Source organism: Streptomyces sp. NPDC048417 (assembly GCF_040651615.1).
Taxonomy (GTDB): domain Bacteria; phylum Actinomycetota; class Actinomycetes; order Streptomycetales; family Streptomycetaceae; genus Streptomyces.
In genome coordinates this window covers 185642-201912 of record NZ_JBEZKI010000015.1, presented here as the reverse complement: position 1 = coordinate 201912, position 16271 = coordinate 185642, and the positions used below count along the sequence as shown (strand labels likewise).

The 16271-nt window shown below is 71.3% G+C and carries 12 protein-coding genes; all 12 read left to right on the top strand.

The genetic code is table 11. The features are described 5' to 3' along the window. Window positions 1-539: 539 nt before the first annotated feature. The 12 genes from AB0D59_RS24490 (at window position 540) to AB0D59_RS24435 (ending at window position 16169) form a co-directional block, all read left to right on the top strand. Window positions 540-1712 carry a hypothetical protein gene (locus tag AB0D59_RS24490; RefSeq protein ID WP_362568996.1) on the top strand — a complete coding sequence of 391 codons (1173 nt, stop codon included), beginning with the start codon at window positions 540-542 and terminating at the stop codon, window positions 1710-1712. Then, a complete protein-coding gene (locus tag AB0D59_RS24485) occupies window positions 1712-3235 on the top strand; it encodes a class I adenylate-forming enzyme family protein (protein WP_362568993.1) in 1524 nt (507 codons plus the stop codon). Before AB0D59_RS24490 ends, AB0D59_RS24485 begins: the two co-directional genes overlap by 1 nt. Continuing rightward, window positions 3222-4529, top strand: coding sequence for a type III PLP-dependent enzyme (locus tag AB0D59_RS24480; protein ID WP_362568990.1), 1308 nt, complete (start codon window positions 3222-3224; stop codon window positions 4527-4529). Before AB0D59_RS24485 ends, AB0D59_RS24480 begins: the two co-directional genes overlap by 14 nt. After that, complete coding sequence (locus tag AB0D59_RS24475) at window positions 4529-4786, top strand: acyl carrier protein (RefSeq protein ID WP_362568987.1); 258 nt, start codon at window positions 4529-4531, stop codon at window positions 4784-4786. The genes AB0D59_RS24480 and AB0D59_RS24475 overlap by 1 nt, the downstream gene beginning before the upstream one ends. A gap of 31 nt (window positions 4787-4817) precedes the next feature. After that, on the top strand, window positions 4818-6017 hold the full coding sequence (locus AB0D59_RS24470; protein WP_362568985.1) for an acyl-CoA dehydrogenase family protein: 1200 nt from the start codon (window positions 4818-4820) through the stop codon (window positions 6015-6017). Continuing rightward, window positions 6010-7173, top strand: a complete 1164-nt coding sequence (locus tag AB0D59_RS24465; RefSeq protein ID WP_362568982.1) for an acyl-CoA dehydrogenase family protein — start codon at window positions 6010-6012, stop codon at window positions 7171-7173. Before AB0D59_RS24470 ends, AB0D59_RS24465 begins: the two co-directional genes overlap by 8 nt. Window positions 7174-7211: 38 nt before the next feature. Then, window positions 7212-7910 carry a 4'-phosphopantetheinyl transferase superfamily protein gene (locus AB0D59_RS24460; RefSeq protein ID WP_362568979.1) on the top strand — a complete coding sequence of 233 codons (699 nt, stop codon included), beginning with the start codon at window positions 7212-7214 and terminating at the stop codon, window positions 7908-7910. A 1-nt stretch (window position 7911) separates the two neighbouring features. After that, window positions 7912-8874 (top strand): hypothetical protein, encoded by a 963-nt coding sequence (locus AB0D59_RS24455; RefSeq protein ID WP_362568977.1) that lies wholly within the window; start codon window positions 7912-7914, stop codon window positions 8872-8874. Then, entirely contained in the window at window positions 8871-10424 is a 1554-nt protein-coding gene (locus AB0D59_RS24450) for an amino acid adenylation domain-containing protein (protein WP_362568975.1), read from the top strand. Before AB0D59_RS24455 ends, AB0D59_RS24450 begins: the two co-directional genes overlap by 4 nt. A 25-nt stretch (window positions 10425-10449) precedes the next feature. After that, window positions 10450-10944 carry a flavin reductase family protein gene (locus AB0D59_RS24445; RefSeq protein ID WP_362568972.1) on the top strand — a complete coding sequence of 165 codons (495 nt, stop codon included), beginning with the start codon at window positions 10450-10452 and terminating at the stop codon, window positions 10942-10944. 249 nt (window positions 10945-11193) lie between these two features. Next, the gene (locus AB0D59_RS24440) at window positions 11194-12474 is read left to right on the top strand and encodes an MFS transporter (RefSeq protein WP_362568969.1); all 1281 of its coding nucleotides are present in this window, start codon (window positions 11194-11196) and stop codon (window positions 12472-12474) included. Between the two features lie 338 nt (window positions 12475-12812). Then, window positions 12813-16169 carry a BTAD domain-containing putative transcriptional regulator gene (locus tag AB0D59_RS24435; RefSeq protein ID WP_362568966.1) on the top strand — a complete coding sequence of 1119 codons (3357 nt, stop codon included), beginning with the start codon at window positions 12813-12815 and terminating at the stop codon, window positions 16167-16169. The last annotated feature ends 102 nt before the right edge of the window (window positions 16170-16271 follow it).

Sequence of the window (16271 nt, the reverse complement as noted above, 5' to 3'; positions counted from 1 at the left end):
GAATGCCGGGAACCCGGAAATCCGGACCGCTCAGGGCAGCAGAACATTGCGGTAAATCGCGCAAAGCGGCACCGATTTCGGGCCGACCGACGGACGCCGTGTCCGAAATCGATCCGACCGGGTACCTGCATGCTGAACGCATAGCCCGCGAATAGCGCCGACATCACGTCGCTCCGATAGCTTCCTGGACGAGCCACAAACCAATCCATGAGGGACGGGATGATGGTGCACTACGAGGTGTCAAGCGCGAGCGATGCCGGCCTTCGCGGGCGGGACACCGTCCCCACGGAGCACGCGACCAGGCGCAGGCGTCGCCTCTCAAAGCCATGCGGACTGTTACGGGCGGCACGGACGGCGCCCGAACTCCACGCGCTGCCCGCGCACCGGAGGGCGAGCGCCGCGCGGCATGTCCTGGACCGGCACGCGGCCCCCGCCTCACCTGCCGGACACGTGGCGACAGCCGAGCCCGCGAAAACCCGTGTCGGTCCGCCGGGCTCACCCACCCGGTTGTCCGAGGCGCTCGGCGCGGGGGCCTCGGCATGATGCGGACCCCGCCGCCCGCCGTGGCGTACGAACTCTTCGACTGCCTCCAGGTGAACCTCGCCGTGCTCGCCGACAGGTGGCACGGTCCGGGTACCCACCTGCGTCTCGGCGCGACACTGCGTTTCGGTCCCGAGACCGGGGCCGACGGGTTGCCGACCGTGGCACGTACCGTCGAGCAGCACCTCGCCGACGCACGGAACGCTCTCGGAATCGCGGTGCGCGCGCTGCACCGGGCACCCGCGACGACGGACGTCCCCCTGACCGAGGGGTGCTACGTGGTGTCGGACGCCTACCACCTGCCGTGGGTGCCCTACTTCCAGCAACGCCACATGGCGCACAGTTTCCTCGCCGAGACCGACGGCACGGGCGATGTGAACGTCGTGGACGGCTATCACAACGAAACCCCGTGGGGCAGCGCGCGCCCCGGACTGTGGACCCTGCCGGCCCAGGACTTCATCGCCGCCGTGCCCAGCCCTGCCCTGATCGCCGAGCTCGCGCCCGCGGCCGAGCGGCCCGGCGCGCCTGCGGCCGCCCTCGACCTCGCGGGACCCGAAGCCGTCGACGCGTACGTCGACGCCTATGCGCGGTACCCCGACCGCAACGCCGCTCTCAGCCAACTCACCCTGGAAACCTGGTTCCTCGCCCGGTCGCGCAAGCTGCACGCCGCCTTCCGTGCGGAGTTCGGACCGTCGCCGGACAGCGTGGTCGGCACCCACCTGCGCGCCTGGGACTCCCTCACCGAGCAGACCTACCTGGCCCTGCGCCGGGTCGAACGCGGCCGGACCGAGCCGCCGGCGCTGTTGCCCCGCCTCCGCGAGCAGCTGCACGCGGACGGCGTGGTCTTCGGCGACGCCCCGGCCGCGGGCGACATCGCCGAGTCGGCCTCCGCGGTGGGCGCCGAACTGCGCGGCATTGTCGCCGGCGTGGCCGCGGCAGTGCTCGGCACCGGGGTCGAACCGCTCCTGAACGGACAGCTTCTCAGCGATGTGCCGCGGTTCAGCTCCTTCCGGATCGTCGAGATCGTCGAACGTCTGGAGGAGGAGCTGCACTTCGAGTTCGACGCCGACGACCTGGTGCCCGAGAACCTCCACGACATCGACGCCATCTGCGCAATCGTGCGGCGATCTCTGTACGCCGAGCCTGCGCTCGCTCACCTCGAAGAGGCCTGATGACTACTCAGCCCCCTGCTGCGCTGCTGCACGAACTGCTGGACGAGGCGGCTGTGCGCTGGCCGGATCGTCCCGCTGTGACGTGCCAGGACCGCACCGTCACCTACCTGGAACTGGCCGCCGCGAGCCGGCGCGTCGCCCACTGGCTGGGCGAGCTGGGCCTGCGGCGCGGGCACCGGCTGCTGGTCAGCGCACCGGCATCCACCACGGTGCCCGTTCTGGTCCACGCCGCCTCGCGCCTGGGCGTGGCCTTCTCTCTGTTGCACGAGCAGGTGCGAGGCGAGCAGCTCGAGCACGTGCTCAACGACAGCGAACCCATGCTCGTCGTCAGCGACTCCGAGCCCAACCAGGCGACGGCGGGGCGGCTGGGCGTACGGGCCGAGGACCTCGCGACGGTGACGGCACGCGCCTTCGACGCCGAGGGCAAGACCGGGCCGATACCGACCGCGCCGCTCTCCGTGGACCCGGTCTGCCTGATCTACACCTCGGGCACGACCTCGCTTCCCAAAGCCGTCGTCAGCACCCACCAGCAGATGCTCTTCGCGGTGCGGGCCATCCAGCAGGTGCTGGGCTACCGTCCGGACGACGTGGTCTACAGCCCGCTCCCGCTCTCCTTCGACTACGGCCTCTACCAGCTCTTTCTGGGAGCCGGCAGTGGAGCCCACGTCTGGCTGGGCCGCCCCGCGGAGGTAGGGCCGCCGCTGCTGACCAACTTGCTGCGCTCGCGGGCCACCGTGCTCCCCGCGGTCCCCGCGGTCGCCGACGCCCTGGCGCGGCTGCTGCGGCGCGCCGGTGAACGCAGGCTCTCCTTGCGGATGCTGACGAACACCGGTGCCGCGATGCCGCAGGAGACGCTGACCGTGCTTCGCGCGAACCTCCCCGCACTGGACGTCCACCTGATGTTCGGGCTCACCGAGTGCAAGCGGGCCACCATCATGCCGGCGAACGGAGATCTGGCCAGGCCGGGTTCGAGCGGGCTGGCCCTGCCCGGCACCGAGGTCTTCGTCGTCGACGCGCAGGGTGGGCGGCTCCCCGTCGGTGAGATCGGCGAGATCGTGGTCCGGGGCCCGAACGTCATGTCCGGTTACTGGCGGCACGCCGAACTCACCGCCCAGCGCTACCCCAAGGCCGAGGGGCTGTTCCCGGAACTGCGCACCGGCGACTACGGCCGGCTCGACGAAGAGGGCTACCTGTACGTCGAGGGCCGACGCGACGACGTCTACAAGGAGAACGGCTTCCGTGTCAGCGCCATCGAGGTGGAGGCGGCGGCACGGCGGCTGCCCGCCGTCGGCTCGGCGGCCGTTCTGGCCCCGGACGGATCGACGCCCGCCCGTCTGTTCGTGACCGTCACCGACGAGCTGAGCGCGGCGGACGTGCTCCAAGCGATGCGTCAGGTGATCGAGGAGTACAAGATTCCGCGCACCTGTCTCGTGTTGCCGGAACTCCCTCTCACCGGCAACGGAAAGATCGACCGCAAGGCGCTGGCCGCACTGGCGAACCAGGTGGACCATGTCCATGGTTGAGGACCACGCCGGTGTGCTGCCGGTTCCGCCGGCCGATCTGGCGGGCGTCCCGACGCCCGCGTACATCTACGACGTCGCGGAAGTGCGCCGCAACCACGAACTGCTGCGTACCGCCCTGCCGGACCGGGCCGGCCTGTTCTACTCGCTGAAGGCGAACCCGCACCCGGCGCTGCTGACCACGCTGCGCGCGTGCGGCACGCGGCCGGAGGTCTGCTCGACCGGTGAACTGGACGCGGCACTCGGCGCGGGCTGGGACCCCGGCGACGCGCTGTACACCGGGCCCGGAAAGAGCGATGCCGAGGTCCGCGACGCCCTCACCCGGGGAGTGCGGCTGTTCTCCGTGGACTCTCCTTATGCGATCGAGCAGTTGGACAGGCTCGCCGCGGAGTGCGATGTCACCGCCCGCTGCCTGCTGCGGGTCAACGACGACCAGCCGGTCCCCGGGCAGGGCCTGGTCATGACCGGCGTCGCCTCGCAGTTCGGCGCGGACACGGGCTGGGTGACGGCCGAGCCGGAACGGTTCGCGGACCGGCCGAGGGTCGAAGTCGTCGGACTTCATCTGTACATGGGGACGAACCTCACCGAGGTCGACTCCCTGTACGGCCAGTTCCGGCGGTCCCTGGCCACCGCTCGGCGGTTGACCGGACTGCTCGCCGAACACGGCACACGGGTGCGCGTCCTGGACCTGGGCGGTGGATTCGGCGCACCGTTCGCGAAGGCGGGCGAGGCCGTCGACCTCAGCGCGCTCCGCCCCCGCCTGGAGGAGCTCTTCGACGAAGAGATACCGGGTTGGCGCGGCGGGGCGCCGGAGGTGGTGTTCGAGTCGGGCCGCTACCTCGTCGGCACCGCCGGCACCCTGGTGACCCCCGTTCTTGACGTGAAGCGCTCCCAGGGCAAGGACGTCGTCGTTCTCGCCTCCGGCATCCACCATCTCGGCGGGATGTCCGGACTGCGCCGGCTCCCGGCGCTCGCTCCGCACGTGGTACGCACTGCCGCCGGGTCCGGCTCGGCCCCCGAGCTGGACGCCCTCGTGGTGGGGCCGCTGTGCACCCCGCTCGACACCTGGGCACGCGGTGCGAAACTGCCCGCCCTCAGCCCGGGTGATCTGGTCGCCGTACCCAATGTCGGCGCCTACGGACTTTACGCCAGCCTCATCGGTTTCCTCGGCCACCCGCTGCCCGTGGAGGCCGTGGTCGACGGCGACCGGCCCGGCACCGCCCCGGTGACGACCCGTGTGTCACTGACCCGCGCCCCTGTTTCCGCAGCGATCCTTCCGACCTCTGGAGTGAACTGATGGACCCCCGCTTCACCGACCTGCTCGCCCCCTTTCTCAAGTTCCTCGGCGACCAGGAGATAACCGCCGAGACTCCGTTGCGGGAGCAGGGTCTGGACTCGATGCAAGCCATCGAACTGCTCTTCGCCATCGAGGACACCTTCGCCGTGGTGCTGCCCGACGAAGCCATGAACGACGCCACCTTCGCCACCGCAGGCAGCCTCTGGGACGTGATCAGTGCGGCCTCGGAAGCGGGCCCGGCGGCGAGCGTCCGATGACCGGCCACGCCCGCCCGACCAAGGAGCGCACATGAACGCGATCGCATCCGGACCCGCGGTCGTCGCGGGTCCGTCTGCGCCCGGGCAGCCGGCCGAGCTGACGGACCGGGTCGCCGCCGTGGCCGCCGAGCACCTGGACCGGACCGACCGCGACGCCGTCTTCCCCGTCGAGGCGCTGGAGGAGATGCGCCGCACCGGGCTGCTGGGTCTGCTCGTGCCGGCCGAGTACGGCGGGCTCGGCGGCGGCATCCGCGACGTGGTCGAGGCGTGCACGTCGCTCGGGCGGGTCGACATGTCCGTCGCGATGATCTTCGCCATGCACTGCCAGCAGGTCGCGGCGGTGGCGAGCCACGGCAACGAGCGGCTGCGCACCGAGCTGCTGCCCCAGATCGCCAACGGCAAGATCTATCTCGCCTCGGTCACCACCGAGGCGGGCAAGGGCGGCCACCTGCTCACCTCCGAGGCGGCCCTCGACGCCACGGGCGACACGCTGGACGTGGACCGGTTCGCGCCCATCGTCACCGGCGGCGCGCACGCCGATGGTTTCCTGGTGACCATGCTCGCGCCGGGCGCCACGTCGCCGAATCAGGTGTCACTCGTCTACGCGCACCGCGACCAGCTCGCCGTCGAGCAGACCGGCGACTGGCAGCCGCTGGGCATGCGGGCCAGTCACAGCGTCGCGCTGCGCCTGCGCGGCACGGTGCCGGAGCACCACGTGGTCGGCGCGCACGGCGACTTCCGGGCCATCGTCACGTCGGTGTTCGGCCCGATGGCACACCTGAGCTGGTCGGCGTCCTGGCTGGGCACCGCGGCCGGCGCGCTCTCCCGAGTGCTGCGGATGCTGCGCTCGCCGGAGAACCGCAACCGGGCCGACCTCGGCTCCGAGCTGCTCCTGACCCGGCTGTCCCAGGCACGCAGGCGTCTGGACACCGTGCACGCCCTGCTCGCGCAGACGGAGCGGACCGTGAGCCGGAGCCCGGATCTGAGCCTGCCGAAGATCCAGTTGCAGCTGAACGCGCTCAAGATCACGGCCGCCGAGGAGTGCTTCGCGGTCGTCGACGGCCTCATCGACGCGGTCGGCATGCGGCACGGCTACCTCAAGGGCTCCCCGACCCGCCTCGAGCACGCGCTGCGGGACCTCCGTTCCGCGTCCCTGAACTACAGCAAGGACCGCCTGCACCTGGCGGACGGCAAGCTGGCCCTCCTCGACCCCGAGGTGCGGTTTGTCTGACCTGGCATCCGCTTCCCGGGACACCACGCCGGCCGGCTACCGGAAACTGGTCGCGCAGGCGCTGGCGGGCGTTCCGGTCGGCGCTCCGGCGACCGACGTGTGGCGAGCGCTCGGGGCGGCCGGCGCCCTGTCCACGCTGTACCGGCGCGGCAACGCCCTGGGCCCGGTCGCGGACCCGGCACGCCTGGGCGCTCTGCTCCGGGCTGTCGACGCCCGCGCTGACAACGGAGCGACGCTCAGCGTACTGGTGCAGGCGGCCAGCGCACTGCCGGTCCTCGGCTCCGGCCGGTCCGGCCCCGCGTCGGCCGCGCCTTCTCCCGTCGCGGCCGCCTGGGGACACGCCCTGGCGGGGACCGCCCAGGTGGCGCTCGCCGCCACCGACGAGGCGGCCGCGGGCTCCGATCTCAGCGGGCTCGGCACACAGGTGCGGATCGAGGGCGACCAGCTGGTGGTCCACGGCGGCAAGCGCTGGGTGACCAACGCCGGCACCGCCGAGTACCTGCTGGTCCTGGGCCGGCATCACCCCGGCCGGCACTTCACCAACTTCAGCTGGGTTCTGGTACCGGCGAGGACGGCGGGTGTGTCCGTGAGCCCCGCGCCGACCGGCCTGCTCGCGAACTCGGCGACCGGGCACATCGGGTTCGACTCGGTGCGCCTGCCGGCCGATCACCTGGTGGGCAGAAACGGTCGTGGCATGGCCGTGTTCGCCCGGCACATGAGCACGGAGCGGCTCGCCGGGGCGCAGTGGGCCGTCGCGCTCACCGGCCGGGTGCTCGCGGACACCCGCGAGCGCCTGCTGCGGCGGACCGTCGACGGAGAGCCGCTGTGGCACAACGCGGTCGTCCGCCAGGGCTTCGCCGAGTGCCTGGTACGCGTCGCCCAGCTGCGAGCGCTGTGCGACAGCCTCGCCGAGACGGCCGTGAAGGGGCAGAGCCTGTCGGCCGGGACCCTGTTGAAGTCCGCCGTCGGGCTGACGGTCGACACCGTGCTCGCCCGGTGCGCTCAACTCCAGGGAGCTGACGGCTTCGCCGCGGGCGGTGCTCAGGGTGTCCGCGCGGAAGCCGGCGTCCTCGGTATCGGCGGGGGCGTGACCGAGTTGATGCTCGCCGGCGTGGCCGACATGTCCGAACAGCTGCTGGCGGAGCTACGGACATGACGGGGAGGGGGTCGGAGCCGGCCGAGGAGTCCGCGCGCATGCCGGTGCGCACCGGGAAGTCCGGTGTCCGGTACGGGATCCACGAGATCACGGACGGGGTGTGGGTCCTGTGCCGCTCCGACCGGACGGCGACGGACCGGGCGGAGGCCCACCGGGACGATCTCGCCCAGGCGGCAAGTCTTGCGCCCTGGCGGGCCGAGGAGTTCCTGGCGGGGCGAGCCACCCTGCGCCGGCTCATCCGCGAGGTGCGCCCCGACCTCGCGGACACGGCGGTCCGCCCCGACCCGCGGGGACGCCCCTGCCTGGTCGGGCATCCGGACGTCGGCGTGAGCGTCTCCCACGACGGCGGCCTCAGCGCCGCGGCCGTGGCACCCGGCCGCCGGGTCGGCGTCGACGTGCAACTCCCGCCCGACCGGCCGTCCGAAGGTTTGCTGCGACGCTGTCTGAACGGGCACGCCGCACAGCTCGAAAAGTTGCCCGCACCGGAGCGGGCCCGCGAACTCGCCTGGGTCTGGACCGTCCAGGAGTCGTGTGTCAAGGCGGCGGGCACCGGTCTCGCCGGCCGCCCCTGGACCATCCCCGTCACACCCGGCCACCGTCACGGCCGCTGGGGCCGGTACCGCTGGGCCAGTCTGCGCGACAGCTCCCCGATCCCGCTCAGCTGCGCCTTCACCCCTCGCGAAGTCCCCGATGCCAGGGGCCGGAGCGACACCCTGCCCGCCGACCTGGAGTGCTGACGTGATCGACGCCCTCGCCGAACCGCCCCAGTTGAGCTGCTACACGACCAGCCTGGTCTGCTATCTGGCAGCGGAGGTCCCCGCAGTGCCGCGCCGTTTCGCCGAGGCGACCCGGCTGGCGGTGCGCACCGATCTGCCCGCGGGCGAGCTGGCCTTCTCCCACCACACGCGGATCGACGTCACCGCGGACGGCGGAGAGCTGGCCTACCAAGGCGCCCCCGACTGGAGAACGGCCCGGGAAGGGCTGCTCGCCGAACTGGACGCCCAGGGCCGGGTGCTGGCCGTCGCCAACACCGAGCACATCGAATGGGCACCGGGATACGGCCGGGCCGCGGCCCCGCACTGGATCCTGATCCGCGGACGGCGCGACGGCTCCTGGCAGGTGGCCGACCACTTCGCCGCGCTCACCCCGCACGGCGAACAGGAGCCGTTCCTGGGATGGCTGGACGACGCCGGACTCGCGCGAGCCCTGACGCCGGTCCGGGAGTTCGGGACCGAGGTGGTCCGCCGGGACCGCATGGCCCTCGGCCGGGCCACGGCCGTTCCGCCCATGAGCCACCACCGCTGGCTGGTGCGCACCGGGGGCGGCCGCCCGCCCGCGCAGGAGCCGCGGGCCGGCGCACCGGACGACGGACAGTGGCTGTTCGAGCCGACAGCGGTGCTGTCCCACATCCTCGCGGCGTTGCTCGCGGACCCGGTGGCGGCCGCTCGCTACACGGACGACCTGTGGGCCGCCGCACGCCATCACTCGCACCGGAACGCGGTCCTGGTCTCGGACGGCCTGCTGGATCCCGAGGTGGCCGCCTCCGAGACCACAGCCTGGCAGGAGCTCCCCAAGATACTGCGCATCGCGGCCCTGTCCGCGGCGCGCGGCCGGCCACGGACCGGTCTGGTCGAGGAGGCGTTCACCGATCTGATCCGTGCCACCGAGAAGTCGAGCGCCGTCGCACCCAGTGAAGGATGACGGTGAAACAGACTCTGTACGAGTGGTTCGCCGCCTCGGTCGCGGAGCATCCCGACCACGTGGCCCTCGAGATCGGGGCCGACCGCCTGACCTACCGAGAACTCCACGACGCGGCCGCGGGCACAGCGGCGCGGCTGGTCACCGCGGCCGGCGGGGCGCCCCGGCGAGTCGGACTGCTGGCCGAGCGCAGCGTCCTCGCCTACGCCGGCTATCTCGCGGTGCAGCTCCTGGGAGCCACGGTGGTCCCCCTCAACCCGGCGTTCCCGGCTGCCCGGAACGCCGCGATCGTGACCGCCGGCGACCTCGACCTCGTCCTCGCGGAGACAACCGGCCCGGAGACCGGGGCCCTTGCCTTGCCGGCCCCGGTCATGCCCCTGACCCGCACGCCACCGGCGGCGGACGGGAACGACGTTCCCGCGCACCGGCCGACCGGGCCCGACGGCATCGCGTACGTGCTCTTCACGTCCGGTTCGACGGGCACGCCCAAGGGGGTGCCCATCCGGCACGGCAATGTGTCCGCGTACCTCTCACACGTCATACCTCGGTACGAGTTGGGGCCCGGGAGCAGGATGTCCCAGACCTTCGACCTCACCTTCGACCTGTCCGTGTTCGACATGTTCGCCGCCTGGGGCAGTGGTGCCACCTTGGTCGTTCCCACGCGACGTGACCTGATGGCACCGGTCCGGTGGGCGGCGGAAGCGGAGCTCACCCACTGGTTCTCCGTACCGTCCCTGGTGTCCTTCGCACGCCGGATGCGGGCACTCAGGCCGGGTTCCCTGCCGGCCCTGCGCTGGAGTCTGTTCTGTGGAGAGCCCCTGACGTTGCAGCAAGCGGAGGCGTGGGCCGCGGCCGCGCCGGAGAGCACTCTGGAGAATCTCTACGGACCGACCGAACTGACCATCAGCTGCGCCGAGTTCCGACTGCCGCGGGACGTCGCGGAGTGGCCCCGCCCGGCCAACGGCACGGTCCCCATCGGGACGCTCTATCCAGGACTTTCCCACCTGCTGCTCGATACGGAAGGGCGTCCCGCCGACGACGGCGAACTGGTTGTCCGTGGCCCCCAGCGGTTCCCCGGCTATCTGGACCCGCGCAACAACGCGGACCGGTTCCTGCTGCACGACGGCGCCACCGGCACATCGGTCCCCCACGCCGGGGACGCCCCGATCACCGCCGACCACTGGTACCGCACAGGTGACCGAGCCGCCCGGCGGGACGGACAACTGATTCACCTGGGGCGAATGGACCAGCAGGTGAAGGTTCGCGGTTACCGGATCGAACTGGGAGAGATCGAGGCCGTGTTGCGCGAGCGACCAGGTGTACGCGACGCGATCGTGGTCGCCGTCCCGGACGCTCTCGGCGACCTGTACCTGGAAGCGATCTGCACAGGTCCGGATCCTCAGCCGGAACAGATCCTGTCGGACCTGCGCTCCCGAATGCCCGAGTACATGATCCCTCGGAGCGTGACCGTGTTCGACGAACTGCCCCTGAACGTCAACGGGAAGATCGACCGAAAGACCGTGGCCGCCATGATCGCCGGTCGGCACGGATAGCCGTCGCACCGCCTGAAGGAGCGCGATGAAGACCGAGGACCGCATACCAAGCCATCAGAGCGTCTCCGCCGACGAATACCGGCATGCGATCTCCCGACTGCCGACCGGTGTCACCGTGGTCACCACGGTCGGACCCGTCGGTTGTACCGCCAACGCGGTCATGTCTCTTTCCGTCGACCCGCCCAGTGTGCTTCTGTCCCTGACCACCGCGAGCCGAACCCTGGCCCACATCCGATCAGCAGGGCGGTTCGCGGTGAACGTCCTGTCCTGGACGGATCGCCGGCTGGTGGCGCAGTTCGCCACGGGCACCGCGGCGGAGCGGTTCGCGGGCGTGCCCTGGCACAGGGTGGGCGGCGTACCCGTACTGACACAGGCTTCGGTCACCGTGGTCTGCACCGTGCGGGAAACGGTGTCACTGCTGGACCACACACTGATCGCAGGCACTGCGGAGTGGACCCGGGTCAACGAGGCACCGGCGACTGTCCTGTACGGGAACGAGCAGTACGCCGTCGGGTCCTGAACTGCCCACACGATCGCGCGACGCCGGTGTGCCGCCGGCTCCGCCGACGGCCGGAAGAGTTCTTGAAGGCATCAAGATCAAATGTAATAGTTGCGTCTGCAATAGTTGCGCCCCGACCAGGGAGAGAGTTGAGCAGCCGGACTCGTCGAAGCCTTCGAGATGCACATCGGCGTGTTGTTTCTCCGCGAGCCCTCGGCAGTTCCTTGAAACCCTCCTACTCAGAAAGCAGGGCCGCCCATGCCCATACGCATGCCCAAATCGTTGAGCGCACTGCAGGAGCGCCCCTACCGGCTCCTGTGGACAGCGCGCAGCATCTCCGCCGTCGGCAACGCCCTGATACCGGTGACAGTGGTGTTCGCCATCCTGCGCTCGGGTGGCAGCGCCGTGGATGTCGGCACGGTGCTGACCTGCCATGCGGTCGGCCAGGTGGTGATGCTGCCGGTGGGCGGGGTCTGGGCGGACCGGCTGTCCCGCAAGCTGGTGCTGATGGCGAGCGACGCCGTCCAGGCCGTCTGCTACGGCTTGCTCGCCGTGATGTTATTCCTGGACCGGGCGGCGGTCTGGCAGTTCGCCGTCACCTACACGATCGCCGGCATGGCGATGGCCTTCTTCACGCCGGCGTCCCGGGCCGTCGTACCCGAACTCGTCGGCGCTGAGCATCTGCAACCGGCGAACGCCCTGCTCGGTCTGACCGACAGCACCACCAAGGTGCTCGGCCCGGCCCTCGCCGCGCTGCTGCTGGCGGTCTCCAGTCCGGGCACCGCGATCCTCATCAATGCCGTCACCTTCCTGCTGAGCTTCGTGCTGGTCTCCCGCATGCACCTGCGCAGGCAGGCGCAGCGGTCCGAGAAGCAGCACTTCTTCGCGGACCTGCGCGACGGCTGGCTGGTGGTGGCCCAGCGCCGCTGGTACCTCGCCAACCTGCTCTGCTGGGGCGTGTGGAACTTCGCGATAGCGTTCTTCTTCGTCCTGGGCCCGGTCGTGATGCAGGACGGCCACGGCGGAGCCACCTCCTGGAGCGTGATCATGATCACCGGTTCGGTGGGCTCCATCGTCGGCGGGCTGGCCGCGCTGCGCTACCGGCCGCGCCGCCCCCTGGTCACCGCGAACGCGGCCGCGGTGCTCGGCGTCGGCCCGCTGGCTCTGCTCGCTCCCCCCGCCCCGCTCTTCGTCATCGCTCTCGGTGTGGCCGTGGCCTTCATCATGACCTCGCTCGTCGGCGAGATCCTGGCGACCACGCAGCAGCAGCTCTTCCCCGAGGAGATGCAGGCCCGCGTCAGCTCGCTGGACTGGATGATCTCGTTGATCGCCATGCCCGCCGGCTACGCCGCCGCCGCTCCGGTGTCCCAGTTCCTCGGGATGCGCACGACCCTGCTGGCCGCCGCGGCCCTCATCGGCACACCGTGTCTGTTGCTGAACCTGCTGCCGGGCGTGCGCTCGGTCCAGCGCTTCCCCGACGGCAGTATCGGCATCGCCGACGAGCGAAACACCCCTGCGCCCCTGCCCGGAACCACATCGGTCCCTCTGTGAGAGTCCCGACCGAGCCACCCGGTTCACCGGGTCAGTGATCCTGCCCGTTGCCGCGCCGCTCCCGACCGTCGACGCGGACGCGGGTTGCCGAGGGCTGCTCGGCACCCACCGTCGTTCCCGCATGCACAGGCTTCGCAAAATGCCCGGGACGCTGCCCAAGTGCATTGATGCACCTGCCATGCGCACGCCATGCAGCACCCATGCGGGGGTCGACTGGAAGTCGATCAGCATGCAATGGTTGCTGGGCAACACCCAGGCGAACCGGGCTGACGACGCACGCCGGGCGCGCCGTCGGCGACCCCGGCGGCAGCTCCGGCTTACGGGGGTTACTGACGGCTATGCGCTACACATTACTCGGACCGGTCGGGATGGACTGCGAGGGCATGCCGCTGGCGGTGAAACGTCCGCGGTGCCGGGCTGTCTTAGCCTATTTACTTCTGCACGCCAACCGCGTCGTCTCCACGCAGCAGCTGATCGACGCGCTGTGGGGCGGTTCGGAGCCGCAGACGGCCCGTTCGCAGATCCACGCCGACATCGCGGCGCTGCGCCGGGTGTGCCGCGATGCCGGAGCCAAGATCCCGGTCGAGAGGCGGGCCCCCGGCTATTCGATCGCCGTCGACGACGGCGAGCTCGACCTGGACGTCTTCCGCAACGGCATGGCCCAGGCCCGCCAGGAGGCCGCGCGCGGCGACAGCCGCTCGGCGGTGCGCCTGATCCGCAAGGCGCTCGCGCTGTGGCAGGGCATGCCGCTGGCCGACATCGCTGTCAGCTACGCCGAGTCCGCGCAGACCCAGCTGACCAGCCTGCGCCTGACCGCTTATGAGGATCTGGCCGACCTGGAGATCGGCGAAGGGCACTACGGCGCGCTCATCGACGACCTGATGCCGCTGGTCGCGGCGCATCCCCTCCACGAGAACCTGCGCGTCAAGCTGATGCTCGCGCTGTACCGCTCGGGCCGGCAGACCGCGGCGCTGGAGCAGGCGCGCGAGCTGCGCTCGCTGCTGGCCGAGCAGCAAGGGCTCACCCCGGGCCGCACGTTCACCGACATGGAACAGGCGATCCTGCGCGCCGATCCCTCGCTGGACGCCATGGCGCCGACCCCGCCGGCCGAGCCGCCGCACCCCCTGTCCGAGCAGGAATCACCCCCGGTGCCCGATGCCCCGCCGGACGGCGCACTCCCCGACGCCCAGGCCGCGCACCCCGCACCGCCGGTGCCGATGCAGCTGCCGTCGACGCCCCAGCTGGTGGGCCGGCGGGACCTGCTCGACCAACTCGACGACGTCCTGGCCGGGAACCTGTCCGACGAAGCGGTCCCGGGCACGGTCGCGGTGGTCGGCCCCGCCGGCGTCGGCAAGACGACGCTGGCCGTGCACTGGGGCCGCACGATGGCCGAGCGCTTCCCCGACGGCCAGCTCTACATCAATCTGCATGGCCACGACACACAACGCGCGATGCCGCCGACACGGACGATCGCCCGCGCGCTGCGCTCGCTGGGGCTGTCCCGGGACGCCATTCCGGCCGAGGCCGACGAACTCATCGACCTGTACCGTTCGACGGTCGCCGGCAAACGCCTGCTGGTGCTGCTCGACAACGCCCGGTCGGTAGACCAGGTCCGCCCGCTGCTGACCACCGGGCCGGGCTCGGTGACCCTGATCACCAGCCGCTTCCGGCTGACCGGCCTGGTCGTGCGCGACGGGGCGCGCCAGGTGACGGTCGGGCCGATGTCTCCGCAGGAGGCCGAGCAGCTGCTGGAACACATGCTCGGTGCCGAGCGCCTGCGCGCCGAGCCGGGCGCGGCCCACAGCCTGGCCGAGGCGTGCGGGCGGATACCGCTGGCGCTGAGCATAGCGGCGGCCAACATCGCCAACGATCCGCTGGCGTCGATAGCCGACCACATCAGGGACTTGCGCGACGGCAACCGTCTGGCCGCACTCCAGACTCCTGGCGACAGCGACAGCACGATGCAGACCGTCCTCGGGCAGTCCTACGACGCTCTCGACCCTGACGCCCGCCGCTTGTTCCGCCTCCTCGGACTCTCCCCGGGACCGGACTTCACGGTCGCGGCGGCCTCGGTGCTGGCCGGTCTGAGCCGGTCCGAGGCCGGCCGCCTGGTGGACCGCCTGCTGGACGCCCACCTGATCGACCAGTCGGCGGCGGACCGCTTCGCCCTCCACGACCTGACCCGGCTGTACGCGCGAGCGCGCGCCGAGGCCGAGGACTCCCGGCCCGACCGCGAGAGGGCCCGCGGGCGCCTGACCGAGTGGTACCTGGAACGCACCCTTGCGGCGCAGGCTCTGGCCTTCCCCGGACACGCCCGCCTGTCCGGCGCGGAGTACTCCCCCGGCGCGGACTTCGACACCGCGGCCGAGGCGCTGGCCTGGTTCGACAACGAGATCCCGAACCTGATCGCGGCCCTGCACGACGATCCGATCGGCGCCCACACCTGGCGGATCGCCGACGGCCTTCGCCCCTACTTCGCCACCCGGATGAACGTCGGCGACTGGATCGACGCCGCCAACGCCGCCATCACGGCCGCCGAGCGCGTGGGCAACGCCGAAGCCCGGTTCAGCGGGTGGTACAGCCTCGCGCACGCGAACATGAGCGTGAACGACTACCCGAAGGCGATGAGAAGCTTCAGGACGGCCCTGTCGATCGCGCGCACCATCGACCACCGCCCTGGCATCAACGGCTGCGAGAACTTCGTCGCGCAGATCCTGATCTTCACCGGGCACCTCGACGAGGCGGCCCGCCGCCTGGAGTCGCTGATGTCCGTGGCACCGTCACCGCATAGCGTTTCCAGCACGGTGGTCACCCTTTCACGGCTCGGCGAGGTGTACTGCGAGCTGGGCCGTCTGGCCGACTCGTTGCGCGTCCGGCACCAGGCACTGGAACTGGCCACACAGGCCGGCGCACGAAGTCAGGAGCCGTACGCCCTGGTCAATCTGGCCATCGTGAAGCATGCCCTGGGAGACGTGGAGGAAGCCGGCGCGCTGTACACCCGAGCCCTGATCACGCTCAGGGAGTTCGGCGACACGGACCTGGAGTCGGCGGCCCGGAGCGAGCTGGCGGCGGTCCACCTGGACGCCGGACGGCCGGAGGCGGCGCGCGTATGCGCGGAGCACGCGTGGCGCCTGGCACAGGGGCTCAAGGCGCCTCGCTGGAGCTGGCTGGCACGCAGCGTCCTGGCGACGGTCAACCGGGATCTGCCGGGACACCTGGCGGCGGTCGTCCTGGCGGACGAGTCGGGAAACCCGGGATGGCACATCCGAGCCCTGGTGGCGACCGCGGCCACGGCCGCGGTCCTGGGGCGGCCGGACGCCGCGCGCGACTACGCCTACCAGGCACTGGAGCTGGCGGTGACCCACCATTACCGCATGTCCGAGGCCGACAGCCTGCTGATCCTGGCCCGGACGCAGACGCCGGGCAGCCCCGAAGCCCACGACTTCGCACGCCGCGCGCTGGCCATCCATCGGCAGACCGGACGCCGCCTGGGCGAGCAACAGGCGCGAGCGCTGCTGGAGGAGTGGGGAACAGCCGAGGCGACCGCCCGCGTGACCCACCTCTTCCCGGTTCCCGCCCGGCAGACGCCCGCCCCCGCCCGCGTCGGGGTTCCACGGCGGTCGGTCGTCGGCCGACGGCCCACCGGAGCGGTCCCGCCCCCCGTGGGGATCGGGCCCGGAGCCATGGAGCAATGACCGCCCGTCCCCACCGGTCTCCGACTGTGCCCCTGACCCGTACTTTCACGGGGTCAGCGGCGCTTGAGGGCAGATAAGTCGGGCACTGCTGGGGTCGGACGG

Coding starts and splice junctions, on each gene's coding strand:
- AB0D59_RS24490 (WP_362568996.1), top strand. CDS start 540: ATGATGCGGACCCCGCCGCCCGCCGTGGCGTACGAACTCTTCGACTGC.
- AB0D59_RS24485 (WP_362568993.1), top strand. CDS start 1,712: ATGACTACTCAGCCCCCTGCTGCGCTGCTGCACGAACTGCTGGACGAG.
- AB0D59_RS24480 (WP_362568990.1), top strand. CDS start 3,222: ATGTCCATGGTTGAGGACCACGCCGGTGTGCTGCCGGTTCCGCCGGCC.
- AB0D59_RS24475 (WP_362568987.1), top strand. CDS start 4,529: ATGGACCCCCGCTTCACCGACCTGCTCGCCCCCTTTCTCAAGTTCCTC.
- AB0D59_RS24470 (WP_362568985.1), top strand. CDS start 4,818: ATGAACGCGATCGCATCCGGACCCGCGGTCGTCGCGGGTCCGTCTGCG.
- AB0D59_RS24460 (WP_362568979.1), top strand. CDS start 7,212: ATGCCGGTGCGCACCGGGAAGTCCGGTGTCCGGTACGGGATCCACGAG.
- AB0D59_RS24450 (WP_362568975.1), top strand. CDS start 8,871: ATGACGGTGAAACAGACTCTGTACGAGTGGTTCGCCGCCTCGGTCGCG.
- AB0D59_RS24445 (WP_362568972.1), top strand. CDS start 10,450: ATGAAGACCGAGGACCGCATACCAAGCCATCAGAGCGTCTCCGCCGAC.
- AB0D59_RS24440 (WP_362568969.1), top strand. CDS start 11,194: ATGCCCAAATCGTTGAGCGCACTGCAGGAGCGCCCCTACCGGCTCCTG.
- AB0D59_RS24435 (WP_362568966.1), top strand. CDS start 12,813: ATGCGCTACACATTACTCGGACCGGTCGGGATGGACTGCGAGGGCATG.